Below are 22,042 nucleotides of genomic sequence, written 5' to 3'. Positions count from 1 at the left end.
GTGGTGCCAGATGTGAATGCGTGCTGGCTGAATCGTTTCTCTCCAGGCTGTGCATCCATGGTTTCCCGCATTTTCCGGCCGGGGACAGGGGTAGGACCGCCCTGATCGCCACAGGGGGACAACGGTCGGGGAGGGCGGGCGCATGTCTGCGGCGCGAGAGGAGTGCCTGGGCAACGGCGGCAACACCATAGGCGGCGCGGCCCACTTGTACGGTCCGACCGTCCAGGCGCGTGATGTCCATGGCGGCGTTCATTTCCAGGTCGCGTCATCGCCTCGGCTTCCCAAGCCCCGCCAACTGCTGCCGGTGCCGGCGCACTTCACCGACCGGGTGGAGGAACAGGCCGCGCTCGACGGGCTGTTCAGGGCACGTGCGGACGGCGGTGCCCCAGCTCCGCTGATCGTGATCAACGGGCCCGCGGGCATCGGCAAGACGACGTTCGCCTCGCGCTGGCTGCGTGCGCACTCGGCGGCCTTTCCCGACGGGCAGCTCTACGCCGATCTGCGCGGACACCTCGCGACCGGCCCGGCGGGCCCGGGCGAGATCCTCGGTCAGTTCCTGAGGGCGTTCGGCACTCCCGTGGTGCCGGGGGAGTTGGCGGAGCAGGCCTCGCTGTGGCGGTCCGTGACGGCGGAGCTGCGGATCGCCGTGATGCTGGACAACGCGTTCACCGCGGCACAGATCCGGCCGTTGTTACCGGGCGGGCCCGGCGGACTGGTCGTCGTGACGAGTCGGCACCGGCTGACCGGGCTCGGCATGGACGGGGCCGAGTTCCACCGTCTCCGCGCGCTCGGCGCCGCCGCCGGGGCGGAGTTGTTCATCCGCGGCGCCGGTGCGGACCGCGTGGCCGGTGAACTCCAGGCGGTCCGTGAGGTCGTCGCCCTCTGCGCGGGTCTGCCGCTCGCGGTGTGTCTCGCCTCCGCGCGGCTCGCCGCCCGCCCGGGGCAGCCGGTCGCCGCGCTGGCCGAGGCACTCACCCCGGACGAGGGCCGCCTCGCCGTACTGGAAGTCGAGGGAGAAGAGACGGTGCGCAACGCCCTGGACGCGTCGTACGCGGTACTCGGTCCGCAGCCCGCCCAGCTGTACCGGGCCCTGGGCCTCCTGCCGGTGCCCACCTTCGACGTACGCACGGCAGCCGCGGCCTGCGCGCAGTCGCCGGCCTGGGCGCAGCGACGGCTGGACGAACTCGTCGAGGCCAACGTGCTGGAGGACATCGGCCCGGACACCTACCGCTTCCACGATCTGGTACGAGTGCATGCCCACGACCGTGCCACGGCGACGGAGACGGTCGCGGACCGTGAGCGGATCCCGCGCCGGGTCGCCGACTGGTACCTGACGACCGCCACCGAGGCCCAACGGCTCATCACCCCCATCCAGTTGACACTGCCCCGCACCTACGCGCACCCGACCGAGCTGCCCGCCCCCTTCGCCGACGACGCAGCCGCCCTGGGCTGGCTGGACGCCCGGCGCCTCCATCTGATGGCCGTGCTGCGCCTGGCCGCCGAGCGCGGCTGGTACGCCACGGCCTGGCAACTCGTCGACGCGATGTGGCCGTTGTTCCTGCGTCTGCGCCACCACGACCTGTGGATCGAGGCGCACCGGATCGGGCTGGACGCCGCCCGGAGCGACGGACACCGCGAAGCCGAACGGCAGATGCTCAACTCCGGGGCCATCGGCCTGGGCGCGGCGCACCGAACCGCGGAGGCCGTGCAGTGGTACTCGGCTTCCCTCCGGGCGGCTCGTGAGGCGGGCGACCGGCGCGACGAGGGGCAGGCGCTGCTGGGCCTCGGCGGCTGCTACTTCACGCAGGAACGGCCGGCCGAGGCCGTGGCCGACCTCGACCGCGCGGTGGAGACCTGGGCGGAGTGCGGATACCCACGCGGGGTCGCTCTCGCGAGGATCCTGCTCGGCGAGATCGCACTCGCCGAGCAGGACCTCGACCGGGCCGTCACCAGTTTCACCCTCGCGCGAGAGGGCCTCCTGGCCGTGTCCGACCCGCACGACGCGGCCCGGGCCCTCGCCTTCCTGGGCCGGGCCCACGCCCGGGCCGGAGACCACCCCCGGGGCGCGGCAGAGATGCGCGAGGCCCTGGCGACGTTCACCGCTTCGGGCGCCGCCCACTGGCAGGCGCGGACCCTGGAGATGCTCGGCGACAGCGCCCGGGAGCGCGGCGACGACGCGATGGCCGACGAACTTCGCGCCCGGGCCCTCGCCCTGTACGAGGTGACGAGCCCGGCCGACGCGCGTCGCCTGCGCTGACGGCCGGCGCGCGTCGGCCGCGCTGGCAGGCGACGCGCGCGAGGACCTCGTATGCCAGGGCGGTGCGAAGCCTCATTCCCCGCGCGGCATGTGGATGTCCCGGAGGTCCCGTACCTCGTGTCCCGTCACCAGCCAGGCGTGCAGACAGGACGCCAGCAGTGGCTGGTCCGGGGGAACCCGGGGGGCCAGCAGAACCGGGCTTCGTCCCGTGCCGTCGAGTATGGCCCAGCCGCCTTCGGCCAAGGGCGCCGCCGCGAGCCGACAGCCCGGGTACGCGGCTGTGACGTCCGTCAGCCAGCGCAGCGCGGCCGGCGAGGGCCGTGCACGGCTCGCGTACAGGACGTCGGAGCAGCTCAGCCAGCGGTGCTCCCGGCAGGTGTCGGCGTCGGCCGCGAGGTGCTCGTCGGCGCCGGTCGCCCGGGTGCTGTCCGCGCCGCCCGCCCAGACGGTGAACTCGTGGACACGCCCGGCCGAGATGCCTCGGAGGAGCAGCGCGCGGGGCGGGTCGGGGCACGGGGCCGGGGGAGGTGCGGGTCGGCGTGCCGTGACCGAGACCGTGACGAGGCGTCTCATGCCGGGATCTCCCGTCGCCCGTGCGCCCAGGTGTCCAGGGCGGGCGGTACCGGCAGCGGGAGGGTCTCCGGCGCGTGCGCAGGTTGCCCCAACCCCAGCAGCCGGTACATCAGTCGGCGCATGTTCCGGTTGAACCGCCCGGGCTCGGAGGTGATGCGCGCGGCGATGGCCGCGTACTCCTCGGGCCGGTACTCGGCGGAGGCGTAGTCGAGTTGGGCGACCAGCGGATGTGCGGGGGAGAGGGCGGGCGCGGTCAGGGCGAGGGCGGCGGCGGGGGAGCAGGCGTTGATCTCCTGGTGCGGTGAACTGGCCAGCAGGATGGGCGCGTTGGTGAGGGTTCCGTACAGCGTGACGGAGCCGTGGTCGCCGATGATGTGGTCGGCGGCGAGGAGCACGGGACGCCAGTCCGCCTCGGGTGCCAGGACCGCGATGCCCGCGCGGGTGCAGCTCGCCAGCCAGGCCCGCACCTGCCACGAGCCGTGTCCCGACCACACGTTGGGATGCACGAGGATCGCCGAACGGAAGCGCCCGGCGGGCAGTTCGGCCATGAGCCGGGGCAGCAACCCCTCTAATCGCCCGAACGACGAGCGCGCTCCCCACGTCGAGGCGACGACCACCAGTCGCTCCTCGTCGGCGAGACCCAGCGCCCTGCGGTACACGGTACGCAGGGGGCGGCTCGCCACGATCCGGTCGTGCACGGGATCGCCGACCACATGGGTGAAGGGCACCGCCTCCGGGCAGTGCCGGGCCAGGACGGCCAGTTCCGCGTGATGGGGCACGACCACGGCGGCGGGCAGTCTGCCGCCCGGCGCGAGGTCCTGTCTGCGCAGCCCGGCCACACCCGCCGACCCCGTGCTCACCCGCTTCAGGTAACCGGCCCCGTGCGGCAGCGTCAGCAGCGGCGCGGAGATCTTCTCCACGCCCCGGGGTCCCGCCGCCAGCGCGAGGTCGAACGTCATGCGGATCGCCTCGTCCCACGGCAGCACCGCTCCCCCCAAGGTCCGCAGAAAGGCCGGGACTTCGTCGCCGAAGACGTGCGGCGGCGCGGTGAACACCACCTGGATCCTGAAGTCGGCCTCCAGCAGCGGCAGAACGCCGAGCAGCCGCTTTCCGTAGGCCAGGGTGTGGACGACGACCAGTACCGTCTTGCGTTCGACCAGGGTCAGCCACTCGCGTCCGGCGACCGATGGATCCGTGCTCGTGCTCAACGCCGACATGGCGTCCCCCGTTGTCCGTACGGGCCCGGACAGGCCCTCGTACGGGCGTCCTGCCCTGGGCGACGGGCGGAAGGCTTGCGTCGGCCTTGCGGAAACCTTGCGGGCTCCTGAGGCAGGTCGAGATCCCTCGTCCGACGTGCCGGTCCCGGCCTAGAGGTCCAGCTCCAGCACCGCCGACGCGGAGCGGCTCACGCAGATCATCATCGTGGTGGCGGTGGCGCGTTCGGACGGGTCGATCACCGTGTCGCGGTGGTCCGGCACCCCGGCCGTGACCGGTGTCTCGCAGCTGCCGCAGTAGCCCTCCTCGCAGGAGTACGGCACGGTCGGCAGCAGCTCCCGCACGACGTCCAGTACGGAACGGCCGGCGGGCACGGTCGCACGCAGTCCGGAGCGACTCAGTACGACGTCGAACTCGCCCTCCGCGCCTGCGACTTGTGTGTTGCCGTCGCCCGGGGCGAAACGCTCCGTGTACGCCGTGGGGCACAGGGACGTCACCGCGTCGAGCATCGGTGTCGGTCCGCAGGCGTAGACCGCGTGACCGGGCGGAGCGGCGGCGATCTCGGCGGCCAGGTCCGGGAGGCCCGACTCGTCCTGCGGTACGAGCAGTACGCGGTCTCCGCCCAGTTCGACGAGGTCGTCGGCGTACGCGAGGCGGGAGCGGTCGCGGGCGCCCAGGAGGAGGCGCCAGGGCAGGCCGCGCATGGTGAGTTCGCGGGCCATCGGGAGGAGAGGGGTGATGCCGATGCCGCCGGCCAGCAGGAGGTAGCCCTCGGCGGGGAGCAGGGGGAAGCGGTTGACCGGGCCTGCTACCTCCAACTCCCTTCCCACCAGCGCGGTTTCGTGGATCTCGCGTGAGCCGCCGCGTCCGTCGGGTACCCGGTGCACGGCGATCGTCCATGCGCGGGTGTCTGCCGGGTTCCCGCAGAGGGAGTAGGGGCGTCGCAGTCCCGAGGGCAGGGTGAGTTCGATGTGGGCTCCCGGTTCCCACGGGGGCAGTTCGCCGCCGTCGGATCGGGTCAGCCGGAGTTCCAGTACCTCGTGGGCGACCCAGCGGGCCTGCCTGACCAGTAGACGTTCCGTACGCGGCGAGGGGTCAGAAGACACGGAAGTACTCCCGTTGTTCCCAGTCGGTGACCTCCTGCTCGAAGCGGGCGATCTCCGCGCGCTTGATCCCGGCGTAGTAGGACACGAAGTCCTTGCCCAGGCGGGCCGCCAGACCCTCGTCCGCTTCCAGGGCGGTCAGCGCCTCGCCGAGTGAGCGCGGCAGTGGCTCGGCGCGGGTGGCGTACGGCTCGTCCGCCGCCGGGCCGGGGTCGAGACCGCCCGCAACTCCGTCCAGCCCGGCGGCCAGTTGGGAGGCCAGGTAGAGGTAGGGATTGGCCGCCGGTTCACCGATTCGGTTCTCCAGCCTGGTCGATGACGGGCCGTCACCCAGCACCCGCACCATCGCCCCTCGGTTGTCGCGTCCCCACACCGCGCGGTCGGGGGCGAGCGACAGCGAGCGGAAACGCTTGAAACCGTTGAGAGTCGGCGTGGAGAACGCACTAGTAGCTCGTGCGTGCCGCAGCAGCCCGCCGAGAAAGGCGGTGCCGTACGGCGACAGAGGTGGCCGGACTTCGTCACCCTCTGCTCCCTCGGGCGCGAAGACGCCGACGCCGTCCCGCAGCACGCTCTGGTGCAGATGCCAGCCGCTGGAGAACACTCCGGGCAGGTGGGGGCGGCACATGAAGGTGGCGTGGTGGCCGTGGCGGGCGGCGACCTGTTTGACGGCGCCGCGCAGCAGCACCATCGCGTCGGCCGTGCCGAGGCCGTCGGCGGGCTGGAGGGTCAACTCGACCTGGCTGGGCCCGAATTCGACCTCCAGGCTGCGCAGCGGCAGCCCGAGCTGCTCGATGTTCGAGCGCAGGACGTCGAGGATCGGGTCCAGTTCGTCGTAGCGCAGCTCGCTGAGGTACTGGTAGCCGTGGTTGAGCATGCCCACCTCGGGAGCGGCACCCGGCTGACCCAGATCGCCGGTGCCCAGGCGCGGATCGGTGAGCCGGAAGAGGTGGAACTCCACCTCCAGGCCCGTGCGGTAGGTCAGGCCGCCCGTCTGTTCCAGCACCGAGCGCAGCAGTCCGCGCGTGCACAACGGCACCGGTGTTCCCGTGGTGAAGCGCAGGTCGCACAGCAGCCAGCCCGTGCCCGGCGACCAGGGCAGCATCCGGAAGGTGAGCGGGTCGGGGACCATCACCATGTCGGCGGCGCCCCGGAGTTCGGGCAGTCCGAGCGGCGTCTCCTTGGTGAAGAGGGGGAAGACCGTCCGTCCCGAGGTGTCCTTCGCGAGCAGTGACGAGGCGATGCCGGTGCCCTCGCGCAGGACGTTCGGCAGCTCCCCTACGGTGACGGTCTTGCCGCGCAGCAGGCCGTGCTGGTCAGCGAAGACCAGGCGTACGACCTTCATGCCGCCGCTCTCGGCGCGCTCGGGTATCTCCTGGGCGGCGGCGGCCTGTTCGGGGTTCCACAGGCCGTGGCGCTCGATGAATCCCACTCCGCTCAGCCGTCCGTTCCGACGGGCCGCGCCCAGCTGCTGTCGGCGCGCTGCTTGGCGGTGGCGGCAGCCCAGTGCTCCTGCCAGCCCTCGGTGGGGCCGATGCCGTCCAGCGTGACCGGACCCTGGATCCGCGCGGCCTCCTCGGGCGGCAGTACCAGCGGGGGGTTCTCCCCGCGCTCCACTGCGGAGACGGCCTCGCCGAGCATCCGCCGGTACATCACGATCGCCTTGTCCGAGCGGCCCAGATGCTCGCGCGTACGGTCCTGGACGGCACCCTGCCCCTCCACCGCCCACTGGTCGTGCACGTTGATGTCGGTCCCGAGACCGGTGTACGTCGTCGTCCTCTGCTCTGCCGGGTCGTAGCCGTAGTTGTTCGTACGGCCGAAGCGCGGGCGGTAGTCGGGCAGGGTTACCGCGCCCACCCGTTGCCGACGCATCTCCGCCGCGTCCACCGGGGCGCCGACGCTGGTGAACAAGGCATACCAGTAGGAGGAGTTGTCGTCGATCGGCACGTGCCACTGCGTGATCGCCGTCTCCGCGTCGAGCGGGATGTGGAAGGCGTGCGGGAACACCTGGTGCGTGACGCGGACATGCGTGCGGCTGCCGTCCATCGGGTTGCCCTGGGTGTCGGTGCCGTCCAGGGTGCGCAGGGCGGTGATGCGGATGCCGTACGGGGTGCGTACGGCGTCGATGTCGGGGCGGCCGTACTCGCGCAGGATCTTCGTCATCGGCAGGTCGGTGCCCCGGGAGGCGGCCCGGAACTGTTTGCCGTAGCTGTCCTCGGGGTCCTCGTCCTGGAAGAAGCGGTGGAGGTAGGAGGCGTGGGCGGGGTCGATGCCGACCTCCAGGGCCTGGAGCCAGTTGCACTCCAACAGGCCCTTCCAGGCGAAGGCGTGGTCGGCGGGTGCCTGGAAGCAGTCCAGGGCGGGGAGTTCGGGCGGGTCGCCGGGGCCGAGGTAGCCCCAGACGATGCCGTTGATCTCGCGGACCGGGTAACTGCCCAGGCGTACCCGGGATTTGAGCGGGCTGTCGGCGGGCTCGGCGGGCGTGTCCAGGCAGGTGCCGTCGCGGCCGAACAGCCAGCCGTGGAAGCAGCAGCGCAGGCCGCCGTCCTCCAGTCGGCCGAGCGCCAGGTCGGCGCCACGGTGCGGACAGCCGCGGTCGACCAGGCCGAGTCCGCCGTCGTCGCCCCGGAACAGGACGAGGTCCTGGCCCATCACCTTCGGCGCCACCAGGGGCCGTGCGCCGTCGAGTTCCTCGCTCAGGGCGATGGGCTGCCAGTAGCGGCGCATCCACTCGCCGGCCGGGGTGCCCGGGCCGGTTCGGGTGAGCCGTCGGTTCTCTTCCTCACGCATGGGACGCCTTTCTGACGGAGGGGGCGCGGTCAGCCGCAGCAGTGGTCCGGGGCCGAGGGGCTCGGTGTGTGGCAGGAGACCGGCGCGGGCACGTCCAGGGCCGGGTTCCGGTCGAAGAAGCCGTCCGGTTCCAGTCGTAGCCGGGCCTTGGCCACCGGCATCACCGGCCACTCCTCGGGGCGCGGGAAGTGGTGGGAGCCGATCGTGGCCCACAGCACCAGGTCGGTGCCGTCCAACGAGCGGTTCTCCTCCTGCCACTTGTGCACACCGTCGGCTCCCGGCTCGGCCTGGTTGGGATACTCGCCGGCGACGAAACGTCGGTCCGGGTCGTAGGCCGTCGCCCACAACTGCCGCCCCACGAACGGGGCTCGGCGGGCACACACACTGTCCTCGCGCACCGGGAGCACCGCCGTGTTCTCCAAGTGCACGCGGTACGCGGTCGGTTCGCCCATCCGGTTGCGGGCCTCGGTGCTCTCCACCCGCCAGTGCAGCGCGCGCGAGGGGTCCGTGCTCCGGGCGCCCTCCGCCTCGCTGAGGATCGGACGCAGGACGGTGCGGGCCGCGTTGCCGTACGGGTTGAGGTCCGGGTCCGTCTCCGGCTCCGCCGTCACCTCGACCAGACGGTTGGCGGTGCCGTCCACCGCCATGTCCAGGCGTACGGCGAAGAAGTGCTGGTGGTTGGTGACCGCGACGTTCGGGGCGACCCGGCGCGCGTACGGGGTCTCCTCGTCCTCCGTGACACCGGTCGCGGAGAGGATGCCGGTCATCTTGATCTCCAGCATCACCGAACCGTCCTGGTACAGCGACCAGTAGAAGCCGTAGTCGTAGTTGGCGACCGTGGCGAACGCCGAGATGATCAGCCGGCGGGAGCGGCGGACCTCGGTGCGGCCGGTGCGGCCGTCGTGGTGCTTCCAGAGGATGCCGTCGTCCTCCTCGTGCACACAGACGGCGTTGGGGATGAGCCGGGGGACGCCGTCGCCGCCGAGCACCGCCGCGTCGAAGTACTGGATCACGCCGAGGCAGTCGCAGCCCAGGGCAAGGGAGTTGGTGAGCGGGCCCGCGCCGTACTCGCCCCAGTCGAAGAAGTTCTTGCGGTACTGGGTGGAGGCGGTGTCGAAGTAGGGGACGTACATCTCGTTCACCGCCGCACGGCGGATCACCTGGCGCGGGCCCTTCCCGGCCGCGTCGAAGGTCAGGTCGTGCAGCACCAGGCCCTCGCGGTGGCTGAAGCCGACCCGGACCGACCAGCCCTGCCAGTCGAGCCGTTGCCCGGTGACGGTGAAGCTGGGGCCGTCCGGCTGGACAACTTCCAGTGGTTTGAGGCCCGTTCGCTCCGGCACGACGCCCGCGCTGAACACGCCCGACTCCTCCGACAGGGGGACGATCCCGTGGTCCTCGATGTGCAGGATCTCCATCGACTCCATGTCGATGATCGGTACGACGCCCTGCACCGGGCGTGCGTAGCCGTTGTCGTCCTCGGACGTGCGGTGCCAGACGCTGCCCCAGGTCAGCCTGCGACCCGGGTACTCGGGCGGTTCGAAGCCGCCGATCGACTCCGGGTCGACCATGACCAGCGACACGTCGTGGATGCCGCGCAGGGCGAGGGCCTCCTTGAAGCGGGGGTCGGCCCGGCACATGGCGGCGGCCTGGCGGGCCTCCTCGGAGGAGCAGCCCGGGCTGCGTACGTCCAACTCCCGCCAGGCGGTGGTCTGGGGCTTGTCGCCGAGTTCCAGGGCGACCTCGTAGGCGAGGTGTGCGGAGGGGCAGATCACGACCGCGCGGGCTCGTCTCGGCTCGCCGGGGGCGGCGTGGCGGGCGTGGTCCTCGTCCAGGGCCACGCCCCAGAAGCGCGCGTCCTCGGTGACCCGGGTGTCCGCCTTCAACACCGTTACGGCGGCGGTGAGTTCGGTGACCGTCAGTGGGTCCAGCGGGTGTGGTGCGTCGGTCGCCGGTACGGGTTCGGGGGCGAGGGTGCTCATGCGGGGTGTCCTTCCGGGACGGGGATGGCCGGGCCGCCGCACAGCACGGTGCCGCCGTCGGCGCGTGGATCGGCGGCGCCGTCGAGGCGGCCGTCGGCGGTCAGTCGTACGGCCTGGGTGTGGCCGGCCAGGTCGGTGCGGCCGGGGGTGACGACGACCGGCAGGCCGGACGGGAGGGTGGTCGTGGCGGTGGGGACCGACCCGGGCTCGGCCAGCAGGGTCTGGGTCTCGTGGCCGATGTCGCGGGCGCCGACCACCCAGCGCGGGCGGTCCAGGATGGTGGCCGGATCGGCGTCCGGGTCCATCAGGGCGGGCACGGTCTGGGCGAGGATCTGCGGCTGGGCCCGGCCGCCCTGGCACCCGGCGGCGAGGAGGAGGTCGGCGGAGCGGCCGAGTATCGGGCACAGGGTGTGCGGGGGGCGTAGGCCGGGGCCGATGAGTGCGGGGTGGCCGGGGTCCAGGCTGAAGGCCGAGCCTCGGTTGTGCAGGACGATGCCGGTAGTGGGGTCGCAGATGCCGGAGCCGAAGGTCTGGTAGACGCTCTGGATGAGGGAGATCGCCAGGCCGGAGGCGTCCACTGCCGTGATGGCTACGGTGTCGCCGGACGGGCGGGAGGGGGGTTTCGGGGGGTCGGCTCCGGCGAGTGGGGCGGGGTGTAGTAGTCCGTCCAGGTCCAGTTGGGTACCGCGTGGGTCGCCCAGGAGGCGGTCGCGGGCTGCCGAGGCATCTTGGGAGAGTTGGGCCAAGTGTGCGGCTGCGTGGGTGCGTTGTTGGCTGCGGGGCGGTGGGGGCTGGGCGCGCAGTTCCCCGCGCCCCTTTCGGGGCGCTTCATCGCACCGGAGTTCACCAGTTCCCAGCACCGCCAGCAGCGTTGCCCCCTGGCTCGGTGGAGGTGCCGCCCACCAGCGCGTCCCGGCCGTGTCCAGCGTCAACGGCTCGACTGTCTCCGGTCGGTGCGCCGCCAGGTCGGCGGCCGTCAGGGGGCTGCCAGCCCGGCGTAGGCCCTCCGCGAGGGCCTCGGCCACCTCGCCCCGGTAGAAGGACCATGGATCGTCGGCCAAGTCGCTTAGTACAGCGGCCAGTTGTGGCTGGGGGAGTGGGGCGCCCTCGGTGAGGGGGGACCCGTCGGGGGCGGTCAGCAGGGTCGTGAGGCCGGGGTCTGCTGCTATCTGTTCGGCGCGTTCGGTCACGGCGCGGGCCAGGCCCGGCGAGACCGTGGCGCCGTTCTCCGCCAGGTCGGCCGCGTCCCGCAGGGCGGAGGCGAGGGCGCCCGGGGTGCCGTAGGACTCGGCGAGGGCCGCCCAGCCGGCCACCACGCCGGGTACGGTCACGGTCTGCGGCCCCTGCGCGGGCATCCGTCCGTCCGCCGCCCGAAGCGCCTCGACGTCCACGTTCTGCGCGGCTGCCCCGGCCGACACGATCGCGTGCACGGTGCCGTCGGGGGAGTGGACGAGGGCGATCAAGTCGCCGCCCAGGGAACACTGGTGGGGGTAGACGACAGTCAGGGCGGCGGCTGCGGCCAGCGCCGTGTCCACCGCGTTGCCGCCGCGCTCGGCCGCTCGGCCGGCGGCAGCGAGCGCCGCCGGGTGCGGTGCGGCGAGGATCAGCCGGGAGCCGGTGCTCACGCGTCGTCCCTCGGCAGGAGCACCGTCCGGGAGGGGGCGGCCTCGGCGCCCTGCAAGGGCAGGGGGAGCGAGAGCATGTCGTAGACGCCCGGCGGGGTGTGCAGCAGGTCGACCACTTCGAGGATCAACACGTCGGCGGCGCACAGGAGTTGATGGGTCTCCCAGTGGGTGGTGTAGGCGACGGCCTCGATGCTCAGGTAGTCGATGCCCGCCGTGCGCACCCCGGCTTCTATGAGGCGCTCAGCGCCGTCGGGGGCCAGGCCGACCCACTCCCTTGCCTTCCAGGGGCTGCGCAGTACGCCCTCCGAGTTGCTGGTGCGCAGCAGTACTCGTTCCTCGTCGCCGAGCCCGGCCGCGTCCAGGTCGGCGGCGGTGATCTGCTCCTTCACATGGGTCAGGTCGAGGACCCTCGCGGTGCCGTTGAGCGCGGACAGGTCGAGCTGGTCGACGGTCTTTCCGCCGTCGATGAAGTGGGCGGGCGCGTCGATGTGGGTGCCGGTGTGGGCACCGATGCGCCAGCGGCTCACGTTGGACGGGTCACCGGCGGTGCGGGACTCCACGATCTCCAGCTCGGGACGGCGGCCCCAGTGCAGCATTCCGGGGTGGATCGGGACGGACACATCGATGGCCTTGGCGAAATCCAGGATCATGTTCATGCTGTGCTCCTATTGGATGCGGATATCATGGAAGTGGATCCAATAAGTGATGGCTGTGGATGCCCTCGGGTGCATGGGAAACTGCTCCACCACCGCGCACCTCCGACCGACCCCGAGAAGGGCTTGACCGACTCCGATGACGCCCCACACAGACGAGGGCCCCCTCGTCGACGACATCGCGGCCCGCATCCGCGCGCGGATCATGAACGGCGAACTGGCGATCGGCAAACCGCTGCGCCAGGCGGCCCTGGCCGCCGAGTTCGGGGTCAGCCGCACTCCCGTGCGCGAGGCGCTGCGTCAGCTGCAGAACGGCGGCCTGATCGAGATGCAGCCCCATCGCGGCGCGGTCGTCCGGGTGCCCGCGCCCTGGGAGGTGCGCCAGGCGTACGAGGTGCGCGCCGAACTGGAGGGCCTGGCCGCCCGGCGTGCCGCCACCCGCATCACCGAGCGCCAACTCGCCGAACTCCGCGAGCACAACGCGGTCCTGCACGAGGCCGCCGAGCGCGAGGCCGGGGGCAGCCCCGCCACCACCGCCGCCAACGACTGCTTCCACACCGTGGTCTGCGTGGCGGCCGACAACCCCTGGCTGAGCCGGATGATCGACCGCATAAACGAGAGCTTCCCGCGCAACGTCTCCTCGCTCGCCCTCGCCGGCGACGAACGCCACCGGCTGGAGAACATCCGCCAGCACGAGGCGATCATCGAAGCCCTGACCGCCCGCGACCCCGACCGCGCCGACGACGCCATGCGCGACCACGTCATCAGCTCGGGCGAGCATCTGACGGCCTGGTACGAGCGCCGTTCCCAGACCGTTTTCCACGGCTGAGGCGGCTGAGGCGGGTGGGGTGAGTGGGACGGGTGACTCTGCTGCGGTGACCGTCGTGGGGTTCGTCATCGGTCCCTACCCGTCAACAGCCGTGCCGGGGAGAGGAATTCAAGGTCCGGGCGGGCCGTCCCGCACACCAGATCGGCCAGCGCCTCACCGATCGCCGGGCCGAACTTGAACCCGTGCCCCGAGCAGGCCGACGCCACCAACACCTGCGGCACGCCCGGTACTTCGCCGACGATGAAGCGACGGTCCGCCGTCATCGTGTACAGGCACGTCAGACTCTCGGTCACCGGTCCGGCCCCGGGCAGCACCTGCGCCACCGCCTCGGCGAGCAGGGCGAGTTCGTCCGCGCTCGCCGGGGGACGGGGTGCGTCGGGATCCCAGGCCGGGCCGCTGTCCAGCCCCGCCTTCAGGCCGCGACCGTCGGCCGCCGGGAACCCGTACAGCAGGCCCTGCGGCAGATCCACCGAGAAGCTGCCCAGACCGGACCTGCCCAGCGGGCCCTCGGGGTCGGCCGCGAAGTAGGCGTTCACGATCCGAGTGACCGTCAGATGCTGAGCCAGGGAAGGTACTTGGGTCGCCGTCCACGGGCCCGTGCACAGCACCAGGCGGCGCGTGCGCAGTTCGCGGTTGTCGGCGGTGCGTACGACGACCTCGTCGCCGTCCGGCTGCCAGTCGAGGACCGGCGTACGGTCCAGCACCCTCGCGCCCGACCGTTCGGCCAGGGCGAGTTGGGCCCGTAGCGTCTCCCGCGCGTCGATGATCCCGGCCCCCGGGTCGTGCACCGCGCCGAATCCGGCGGGCAGTCGCAGCCCCGGGAAGATCCGCGCCGCCTCCTCGGGGTCCACCTGTCGACAGCCGGGGCCGCGTAGCGGATCGGGCCGGTCCAGCGGCGCCGCGTACAAACCCCCGGTGATGTCGAGGAGTTGGATCTTCGAGGCCTCCTCCAGCTCCGCCCAGGCCCGGTACGCGGTGTCCACCAGGCCGTCCCAGTCGGGGTGGGGATACGCGCGCCGGATCATCCGGGTCGCACCGTGCGAGGAGCCCAGCTCGTGGACCGACGCGTACTGCTCCAGGCCCAGGACGTCGAGTCCGCGTGCGGCCAGCCGGTGCAGGGCGGCGCTGCCGTGGACACCGAGACCGACGACGATCGCGTCGTGGCAGCGGGAGGTCGGACGGGGCGTCGCACGGGGTGCGGGCGAGGCGCTGACATGGGGCGTCACGCGGGGTGCGGGCGAGGTGGCGACATGGGGCGTCGGCATCTCCGTAACCGCCCTTGGTCCGTCCCGTACGTCCGCCTTCGGCGTCGGCGCCTCGGAAACTGTCCTCCGCCCGGCAGCCCGTACGTCGGTCCCGTGCGCCCGCACGATCTCCCGCACCGCCTCCACCAGCGCGTCCAGGTCCGACTGGTCGTTGTAGACGTGCACCGAGGCCCGGACCACCTTGGTCAGTCCCCGGGGATCCATGTCCCAGCGCCCGTGTCCGGCCGGTACCGCGATCAAGTGCACCCGGCGTTCGGCGAGTTCGCGCTGTACGTCGGAGGCGTCCAGGCCGTCGAGCACGAAGGTGACGATGGCGCCGCCGGCGGCCGGGGGGTCGGTGATGTGTACGCCGGGCAGTTCCGCGAGGCGCTCCCGCAGGCCTGCGGCGAGTCTCGCCAGGTGACCGGCGACCATGTCCACGCCCAGGGAGTCGAGGGCGGCCAGGGCGGCGCCCAGGCCGAGGCGCAGGGCGTGCGCGGCCTCCCACAGCTCGAACCTCTTGGCGTCCGGCACCAGTTCCCAGCTGCGCTCGGCGGTCCAGAGCGCACCCCGGACGTCGGGGGCCTCGGGGGCGAGTCGTTCGAGGAGCGGGCGGCGGACCGCGAGCAGGCCGGTGCCGCGCGGGGCGCGCAGGAACTTGCGGCCGGTTCCGATGAGGAGGTCGCAGCCGATGGCGCCCATGTCGACGGGCAGTTGGCCGAGCGACTGCGTGGCGTCGAGGAGGAAGGGCACGCCATGGGCCCTCGCCAACGCGCCGATTTCGGCGGCGGGTTCGACCAGGCCCGAGGAGGTCGGCACCTGGGCCGCCGTGACCAGCGCTGTGGGACTCGCGCGCAGTGCCGCCTCCAGCGCCGCCAAGTCCACCGCTCCATCAGGGGCGTTGGGCAGCAGCTCCACCCGGACGCCGAGGTCGCGCTCGGCCGCCAACAGGTGCAGGGCGCAGCTGACGTAGCTGGAGCGGGCGGCGAGGACGCGGTCGCCGGGGCGCAGTCGCAGTGCCGACACCGCGCGCTGCCAGCCCGCCGTCGCGCTCTCGACGAGGGCCACCTCGTCCGGGCCGACGCCGAGGAGGCGGGCGGTGCGTGCGTAGACGGCGTCCAGGGCGGGGGCCGCGTGCTTGGCGGCCTCGTAGCCGCCGGACAGGCTCTCGGCGCGGAGGTGGTCGATGACCGCGTCGACGGTGGCGTCGGCCAGGAGGGCCGCGCCGGCCGCGTTGAAGTGGTGGCCGGTGGCGCAGCCGGGGGTCCGGGCGCGTTCGGCGGCGACGTCCGGTGTACGGGTGGTCGGGGACGCGGGCGCGGCCGTGGTGCCGGTCGTCACGGGGGCGCTCACAGGGCGATCGTGATGCTCTTGAGCTCGGTGAACCCGTCGACGGCGGCGTCGCCGAGGTCCCTGCCGAGGCCGGACTGCTTCATCCCGCCGAAGGCCACGGCGGGGTCGAACTCGTTGTAGGTGTTGACCCACACGGTGCCCGCCTCCAGCGCGGCGGCGGTGCGGTGGGCGCGGGCCAGGCTGCTCGTCCACACCCCGGCGGCGAGCCCGTACTCGCTGTCGTTGGCCAGGGCGATCGCCTCGTCCTCCGTGTCGAACGGGATGATCGCGGCGACCGGCCCGAAGATCTCCTCGCGGGCGATCCGCATCTCGGGCGAGACCCCTGTGAACACGGTCGGCCGGACGAACCAGCCGGGACCGGGCAGTGGTTCGCCGCCCACGGCCACCTCGGCGCCCTCGGACCGGCCCAGCTCGACATAGGCCGTGACGCGGTCGAACTGCTCCTGCGAGACCAGGGGACCGATGTTGACACCGCCGTCCAGGCCCGGACCGATCCGCAGGGCCTCCACGGCGGGCACCAGCAGGTCGAGGAACTCCTTGACGACTGTCCGCTCGACCAGAAGTCGGCTCCCGGCGGTGCACATCTGCCCGGAGTGCCCGAACACCGCACGCACGGCGGCCGGTACGGCGGCCTCCAGGTCGGCGTCCGCGAAGACGATGTTGGGCGACTTGCCGCCGAGTTCCAGGGTGAGCCGCTTCACCGTCGGCGCGGCGGCGGCCATGATCAGCCGCCCGACCTCGGTGGACCCGGTGAAGGACACCTTGGCGACATCCGGGTGGGCGACCAGCTCCGCCCCCGTACGACCGTCGCCCGTCACCACGTTGACGACCCCCTCGGGGACGCCCGCCTCCAGACAGAGCGCGGCCAGCCGTAGCGCGGTCAGCGGGGTCTGCTCGGCCGGTTTGACCACGATCGTGCAGCCTGCCGCCAGCGCCGGGGCGATCTTCCAGGCGGCGATCATGAAGGGGAAGTTCCACGGCAGTACGGCGGCGACCACACCGACCGGTTCGCGCACGCTGTAGACGTGCCGGTCGGGCCCGGCCGCGTGCACGGTTCCGGTCAGCCGGGCCGGGGCGCCCGCGAAGTGCCGGATGGCCTGCAGACCGAGGTCCACGTCGCCACGGGCACGCTCGATGGCCTTGCCGTTGTCCAGCGTGTCCAGGACCGCCAGCTGCTCGGCGTCCCGCTCCACCAGGTCAGCGAGGCGCAGAAGTACGTCACGGCGCTGCCGGGGCGGCAGGCCGCGCCAGCGCCGGTCGCGGTGTGCGGCGGACGCCGCGGCGACTGCTGCGGACACCTCGTCCGGGCCCGCCTGGGCGATGGTGGTGAGCTGCTCGCGGGTGGCGGGGTCGAGCACCGGGATCCGCTGCGGCGAGGTCCCCGTGGTCCAGTCGCCGCCGATGAGCATGGGTTCGCAGTCCGGCAGGTGGGGGAGGGTGGTGCTGGGGTCCAAGGTGTGCTCCTTCTGGGGCAAGGGGTCACGCAGGGGCACGTACGGGCCAGGCCGGAGTCACCTGCGGCTCACGTACGTCCGCCGGGCCGATGGGTCGGGTCGGGCCACGGCTCACCCACCGCCGCCGACACGGCCCGTGCGGTGGTCAGGACGCAGCGGTCGAACTCGGCGGCCCCGTGCTTGGCGTCGGCGTCGGCCACGTCCCTGCCCCATACGCCGGTCTCGCTGACCTGGTCCATGCGGTAGTCCCAGAAGGAGTCGACGTCGACATGGGAGGTCGCCCGGTCCATCCGCACCAGCTCCGGGGCCAGATGCAACATGACCGAGGTCTCGAAGAAGTTGGCGTGCATCAGCGCCCGGCCGTAGGTGACGTGCCCGTCGACTTCCGGCCCGGGGTACATCGTCACGTACCCCAACGCCCGCACCCGCGCGTCCCGGTGACGGACCCTCAGTTTCTCGGCCGAGACGTCGAGGGCCCCGTTGTTCCAGATGTGCCCGTTCAGCAGGACGAACTGCCGTACTCCGGAGGCGTACAGCGAGTCGATGACGTCCTCGATGACGGCGATCATGGTCTCGGGGCGCAGGGCCACCGTCCCGGCGAAGTCGCCGTGGGACGCGGACACTCCGAAGCTGAGCGGCGGCAGGACGGGGACCCCCGTCAGGGCGGACACCCCGAGGGCGACGGCCTCGCAGATCCGGGTGTCCACGGCGAGGGGGAGGTGCGGGCCGTGCTGCTCGGTGGCGCCCACGGGGATGATGACGGCGTCCTGCGCGGTGGCCGCGGTCCCGGCCTCCGGCCAGGTCAGCTCCTCCCAGAGGACGGGGGCGCCGGTGCCGCCGAGTTGGCCGGCGAGGTCCGGGACGTCCAGCTCCGTGGGGACGGTTCGTCCGGACGGACCGGTGATGAAGGTAGACATGTCATTCCTCAAGGTCGTCGGGGCCGTCAAGGTCGTCGCGGTCGTGTCGCTCACCACTGGCGTCGGCTCTTCTCGGGCAGCAGGTCCAGCGCGCGCAGCGGGACGGGCTCGTCCCCGTCGACCGTCGTGACCCACACGGTGGCGTCCGGGCAGTAGTCGCTGATCAGCTCCCGGCACACCCCGCACGGCGCGATGATCCGGAACCGGCCCGCCGGTTTGATCTGCACCGACACCACGGCCGTGATGCCCAGCGGAGCCCCGCCCGGCAGCGCGCCCCGCGCGGTCCCCATGGCGATGCCCTCGGCGCATACCGAACTGCGCCGACAGGAACCCTCCATGTGCACGCCGGTATGGATACGACCGTCCGCCGTCCGCAGCGCGGTCGCCACTTCATGCCGCCCGTGCTGCCACACCCGCGCCAGCAACTCCTGTGCGGTGGAGAGGAGTTCGGCGTCCTCGACACCCATCGAGGGCGGAACGGAGACGAGGGCGACACCGGTCGCGCTCATGCCGGCAGACCCAGCAGCCGGGCCATGTTCCCGCCCTCGACGAGCGCCCGGTCCTTCTCGTCCTCGATCGCCTTCGCGATCTTCATCCGTTCCAGGTCGAAGTCGGAACCGGGCCACTCGCTGCCCATCAGGATCTTCTCCGGGCCCAGACGTGCGTACGCCCGCCGGACGTCGCTCAGCAGGGTCGCGGAGGTCTCCAGGTACACGTGCGGCTGCCGCTCGGCCACGATGATGGCCTCCGGCACGTTCCAGACGGCGCCCATGTGGGCGATGATCGTGGCCACTTGGGGGTGATCGCGGGCGATCTCCTCGATCGCGAAGGGCGCGCAGAACGCGTCGTCGAGCGCGTTGATGATCACCATCAGCCCGCGCCGCGCGCACGCCTCGAACACCGGGTCCAGCAGACCGTGGTCGGCCACGTGGTAACCGTGCAGGCTCGGATGCAGCTTCAGCCCGACCAGACCCGCGTCGGCCATCCGGTCGATCTCCTCGATCGCGTCGTCGGCCTGCGGCAGCACCTGCCCGAAGCCGAAGAAGCGGTCGGGGTGCGCGGCGACCAGGGAGGCGATGAAGTCGTTCTCGATGCGCTGGGCCAGCGAGCACACCATCGCCATGTCCACCCCGGCGGCGTCCATCCGGTCGAGGATGCGCCGGGGATCGAAGGGCGTGTACGGCGGCGGGGCCTGGCCCTTGCGCGCGCCGGTGAGGTAGTCCGAGCGGCCCCGGACGTCCTGCGTGGTGTTGTAGGCGTCGATGATCAAAGCGTCACGTCCTTAATCGCTGGGCTCGCCGAGCCGCCGCAGTCGCTGGAGTTGCCGGCGTCGCTGGAGCCCTCTGCTTCGAAGCCGCCGGAGACCAGGGGCAGATGACACCGGACGCTTCTCCCCGGCGCGACCTCCCGCAGCTCGGGCATCCGCGTACGGCACTCAGCCGTGGCTTTGGGGCACCGCGTCCGGAACAGACACCCCTCCGGAGGATTCGCCGGGTCGGGCAACTCGCCCTCCAGCACCTCCCGTTCGCGCGCCGGATCACCGCCGGGCCGCCGCAGCGCCGGTACGGAGGACAGCAGGGCCCGGCTGTAGGGGTGCGCGGGGCCGGTGAAGAAGGCGTCCCGGGAGGCGATCTCGATGATCTGGCCCAGGTACATGACGGCGATCCGGTCGGCGATGTGCCGTACGACGCCCAGGTCGTGCGAGATGAACAGCATCGTCAGACCCCGGTCGCGTACCAGGTCCGACAGCAGGTTCAGCACCTGTGCCTGGATCGACACGTCCAGCGCCGACACCGCCTCGTCGGCCACCACGAACTGCGGCGAGGAGGCCAACGCCCTCGCGATGCCGATACGTTGACGCTGGCCGCCGGAGAACTCGTGCGGTCTGCGCGCCCCGGCCTCCGCGCCCAGCCCGACCAGGTCGAGGAGTTCGGCCACCGTCCGCGCTGCCTCGGTACGGGTGGTGCCGCGCGCCCGCAGCAGTGGCTCGGCGACGATGTCGGCGACCCGGCGGCGCGGGTTGAGCGAACCGAACGGGTCCTGGAAGACCATCTGCAACTCGGCCCGGGTGCGCCGCAGTTGACGCCCCCGCAGCCGGGTGAGGTCGGCGCCGGCGAACTCGATCCGGCCCGCCGAGGGCTCGATCACCCGCAGCAGCGCCCGCCCGAGCGTCGACTTGCCGCACCCCGACTCACCGACCAGACCGAGCGTCTCGCCCTGGAGGATGTCGAGGTCGACGTCCCGCAGCGCCCTGACCCTGCCCCCGGCCCGCCCCGGATACTCGACCCGCAGTCGGCGGGCCGAGACGAGCGGGGCGCTCATTCGGTGCCCCCCTTGGTACGGGCCTCGGTGCGCTCGGCGCCGGGCAGTACGCAGGCATCCACATGCCCGTCCCCACCATGCCGCCGTCGCAGCTCCGGCCGCTCGGCACAGGCGTCGTGCACGAACGGGCACCGGGGTGCGAAGGCGCAGCCGGACGGCCGCTCCACCCCGGTCAGCGGGCTCCCGGAGATCGCGGGCAGCCGTCGTAGCACCGGACCGTCGATCGGCGGAACGGAGCCCAACAAGCCCATGGTGTAAGGGTGTTGCGGGTTGAACAGCACCTCGTCCCGCAGGCCCTGCTCCACGATCCGGCCCGCGTACATGACGGCCACCCGGTGGGCGACCTCGGACACCACACCCAGGTCGTGGGTGATCAGCAGCACCGAGGTGCCATGGTCGCGCTGCACCCGCTTGAGGACCGCCAGGACCTGGGCCTGGATGGTGACGTCCAGCGCGGTCGTCGGCTCGTCGGCGATCAGCACGGCCGGGTCGTTCGCGAGGCCCATGGCGATCATCACGCGCTGCCGCATACCACCGGAGAGCTGGTGCGGGTAGGAGCGGGCCGCGCGGTCCGGGCTCGCGATCCCGACCTCACCCAGCAGCTCCACAGCGCGGTCCCTCGCCTGAGCGCGTGGCACGTCTCGGTGGGCGCGGATCATCTCGGAGACCTGGGCGCCCGCGCGGTGCAGCGGGTTGAGCGCGGCCAGGGCGTCCTGGAAGACGACCGCGATCTCCTTGCCCCGGACCGCGCGCAGTTCACGTTCCGAGGCGGCGACCAGGTCACGGCCGCCGAAGGACACCTCGCCGGTGATGTGGGTGCGCGGGCCGCGGTTGAGGCCGACCAGGCTCATCGACAGGGCGGACTTGCCGGACCCCGACTCGCCCACCAGGGCCAGGACTTCACCCTGCCGGAGGGTCAGGTCGACGCCGTCCACCGCAGGGAGCCGCCCGGCCGGGACGTCGAACTGCACACGCAGGTCACGGATTTCGAGTACGGGCTCCGACACGGCCTGGACCGGGGGGTGTTCGAGCGCGGCCGTCATGAGGCGGTGCCGACTGCCAGTGCGGCCGTGTGGATCAGGTCGGCAACTCGCTGCGGCCACACGAGAGTTGTGTAGTGGCTGCCGGGCACGTGCTCGACCGTCGCCTTCATCCGCTCGGCCATGTCCCGCTGGATCTCGGGGCGCAGGGTGCGGTCGTCGTCGGCGACCATGTACCAGCTGGGCAGGGTCCGCCAGGCGGGGACGCCGGTCGGCTGCGTGAAGATGAGGTTCTCCGCCTTGCGGCCCTCCGCCTCGACGATGACCCGCTGTTCGGGGGAGAGGTCGGGGCCGATCTCGGCCCAGAACTCGGGGCTCGTCTCGGACTTCCACTCGCCGTTCGGGCCGCGCCGCATGTACTTGGAGATCTCGGCGTCCTCGTACCGCTCGACGATCTCGTTGACGGTCTCGCCCTCGTCCGGGCCGAACGCGCAGATGTACACCAGGCCCTTGACCCGTGGATCGCGGCCGACGTTGCTGATGACCGCGCCGCCGTAGGAGTGCCCGACGAGCAGCACGGGACCCCAGGTCTCCGACAGCACGGCGGAGGTGTGGGCGACGTCGTCCCCCAGCGAGGTCATCGGATTGGTGACGGTGAACAGCCGGTGGCCGAGTGCGGTGAGCAGGGGCTCCACCGCCGACCAGGTCGTGGGCCGTCCGCCGGCGCCGTGGACCAGCACGATGTCCATGC

The 22,042-nt window shown here is 72.2% G+C and carries 18 protein-coding genes; 2 read left to right on the top strand and 16 right to left on the bottom strand.

Annotated features, from left to right (window positions below; genetic code table 11):
* Positions 1 to 142: 142 nt before the first annotated feature.
* Complete coding sequence (locus tag CW359_RS09925) at positions 143 to 2,257, top strand: tetratricopeptide repeat protein (RefSeq protein WP_107503109.1); 2,115 nt, start codon at positions 143 to 145, stop codon at positions 2,255 to 2,257.
* Between the two features lie 72 nt (positions 2,258 to 2,329).
* Here the strand turns inward: CW359_RS09925 and CW359_RS09920 are convergent, their stop codons facing one another.
* From CW359_RS09920 to CW359_RS09885, 8 genes are all read right to left on the bottom strand, one after another.
* Positions 2,330 to 2,830 (bottom strand): hypothetical protein, encoded by a 501-nt coding sequence (locus CW359_RS09920; protein ID WP_105969448.1) that lies wholly within the window; start codon positions 2,828 to 2,830, stop codon positions 2,330 to 2,332.
* Complete coding sequence (locus CW359_RS09915) at positions 2,827 to 4,047, bottom strand: hypothetical protein (protein ID WP_105969447.1); 1,221 nt, start codon at positions 4,045 to 4,047, stop codon at positions 2,827 to 2,829. Before CW359_RS09915 ends, CW359_RS09920 begins: the two co-directional genes overlap by 4 nt.
* A 150-nt stretch (positions 4,048 to 4,197) precedes the next feature.
* Positions 4,198 to 5,151 (bottom strand): PDR/VanB family oxidoreductase, encoded by a 954-nt coding sequence (locus CW359_RS09910; RefSeq protein WP_105969446.1) that lies wholly within the window; start codon positions 5,149 to 5,151, stop codon positions 4,198 to 4,200.
* On the bottom strand, positions 5,141 to 6,577 hold the full coding sequence (locus tag CW359_RS09905; RefSeq protein ID WP_105969445.1) for a glutamine synthetase family protein: 1,437 nt from the start codon (positions 6,575 to 6,577) through the stop codon (positions 5,141 to 5,143). The genes CW359_RS09910 and CW359_RS09905 overlap by 11 nt, the downstream gene beginning before the upstream one ends.
* Positions 6,578 to 6,582: 5 nt before the next feature.
* Complete coding sequence (locus CW359_RS09900; protein WP_105969444.1) at positions 6,583 to 7,935, bottom strand: aromatic ring-hydroxylating dioxygenase subunit alpha; 1,353 nt, start codon at positions 7,933 to 7,935, stop codon at positions 6,583 to 6,585.
* Between the two features lie 29 nt (positions 7,936 to 7,964).
* On the bottom strand, positions 7,965 to 9,914 hold the full coding sequence (locus tag CW359_RS09895; RefSeq protein WP_105969443.1) for a primary-amine oxidase: 1,950 nt from the start codon (positions 9,912 to 9,914) through the stop codon (positions 7,965 to 7,967).
* Positions 9,911 to 11,539: a gamma-glutamyltransferase family protein gene (locus tag CW359_RS09890; protein ID WP_232838332.1), complete on the bottom strand. Its 1,629-nt coding sequence runs from the start codon at positions 11,537 to 11,539 to the stop codon at positions 9,911 to 9,913. The genes CW359_RS09895 and CW359_RS09890 overlap by 4 nt, the downstream gene beginning before the upstream one ends.
* Positions 11,536 to 12,195: a cyclase family protein gene (locus tag CW359_RS09885; protein ID WP_232838331.1), complete on the bottom strand. Its 660-nt coding sequence runs from the start codon at positions 12,193 to 12,195 to the stop codon at positions 11,536 to 11,538. Before CW359_RS09885 ends, CW359_RS09890 begins: the two co-directional genes overlap by 4 nt.
* Positions 12,196 to 12,331: 136 nt before the next feature.
* Here CW359_RS09885 and CW359_RS09880 point away from each other — a divergent pair, with 136 nt between their 5' ends.
* The gene (locus tag CW359_RS09880; protein WP_105969442.1) at positions 12,332 to 13,021 is read left to right on the top strand and encodes a GntR family transcriptional regulator; all 690 of its coding nucleotides are present in this window, start codon (positions 12,332 to 12,334) and stop codon (positions 13,019 to 13,021) included.
* A 65-nt stretch (positions 13,022 to 13,086) separates the two neighbouring features.
* On the opposite strand, the gene solA is transcribed toward CW359_RS09880, so the two are convergent.
* The 8 genes from solA to CW359_RS09840 form a co-directional block, all read right to left on the bottom strand.
* A complete protein-coding gene (gene solA, locus CW359_RS09875) occupies positions 13,087 to 15,618 on the bottom strand; it encodes an N-methyl-L-tryptophan oxidase (protein WP_105969441.1) in 2,532 nt (843 codons plus the stop codon).
* Positions 15,615 to 17,072: an aldehyde dehydrogenase family protein gene (locus CW359_RS09870; protein ID WP_232838330.1), complete on the bottom strand. Its 1,458-nt coding sequence runs from the start codon at positions 17,070 to 17,072 to the stop codon at positions 15,615 to 15,617. The genes solA and CW359_RS09870 overlap by 4 nt, the downstream gene beginning before the upstream one ends.
* 68 nt (positions 17,073 to 17,140) lie before the next feature.
* Positions 17,141 to 17,989, bottom strand: coding sequence for a creatininase family protein (locus CW359_RS09865; RefSeq protein ID WP_105969439.1), 849 nt, complete (start codon positions 17,987 to 17,989; stop codon positions 17,141 to 17,143).
* A gap of 50 nt (positions 17,990 to 18,039) precedes the next feature.
* On the bottom strand, positions 18,040 to 18,498 hold the full coding sequence (locus CW359_RS09860) for a cytidine/deoxycytidylate deaminase family protein (protein WP_105969438.1): 459 nt from the start codon (positions 18,496 to 18,498) through the stop codon (positions 18,040 to 18,042).
* On the bottom strand, positions 18,495 to 19,259 hold the full coding sequence (locus tag CW359_RS09855) for an amidohydrolase family protein (RefSeq protein WP_105969437.1): 765 nt from the start codon (positions 19,257 to 19,259) through the stop codon (positions 18,495 to 18,497). Before CW359_RS09855 ends, CW359_RS09860 begins: the two co-directional genes overlap by 4 nt.
* Positions 19,256 to 20,311, bottom strand: coding sequence for an ABC transporter ATP-binding protein (locus CW359_RS09850; RefSeq protein ID WP_232838329.1), 1,056 nt, complete (start codon positions 20,309 to 20,311; stop codon positions 19,256 to 19,258). Before CW359_RS09850 ends, CW359_RS09855 begins: the two co-directional genes overlap by 4 nt.
* A complete protein-coding gene (locus CW359_RS09845; RefSeq protein WP_105969436.1) occupies positions 20,308 to 21,354 on the bottom strand; it encodes an ABC transporter ATP-binding protein in 1,047 nt (348 codons plus the stop codon). Before CW359_RS09845 ends, CW359_RS09850 begins: the two co-directional genes overlap by 4 nt.
* A complete protein-coding gene (locus CW359_RS09840) occupies positions 21,351 to 22,040 on the bottom strand; it encodes an alpha/beta hydrolase (protein ID WP_105969435.1) in 690 nt (229 codons plus the stop codon). The genes CW359_RS09845 and CW359_RS09840 overlap by 4 nt, the downstream gene beginning before the upstream one ends.
* Positions 22,041 to 22,042 lie beyond the last annotated feature (2 nt).

Source organism: Streptomyces geranii, from assembly GCF_002954775.1.
In the GTDB taxonomy this organism is placed as follows: Bacteria; Actinomycetota; Actinomycetes; order Streptomycetales; family Streptomycetaceae; genus Streptomyces; species Streptomyces geranii.
The sequence above is the reverse complement of the archived record's forward strand: the minus strand, read 5'-3'. Positions and strand labels throughout refer to the sequence as shown.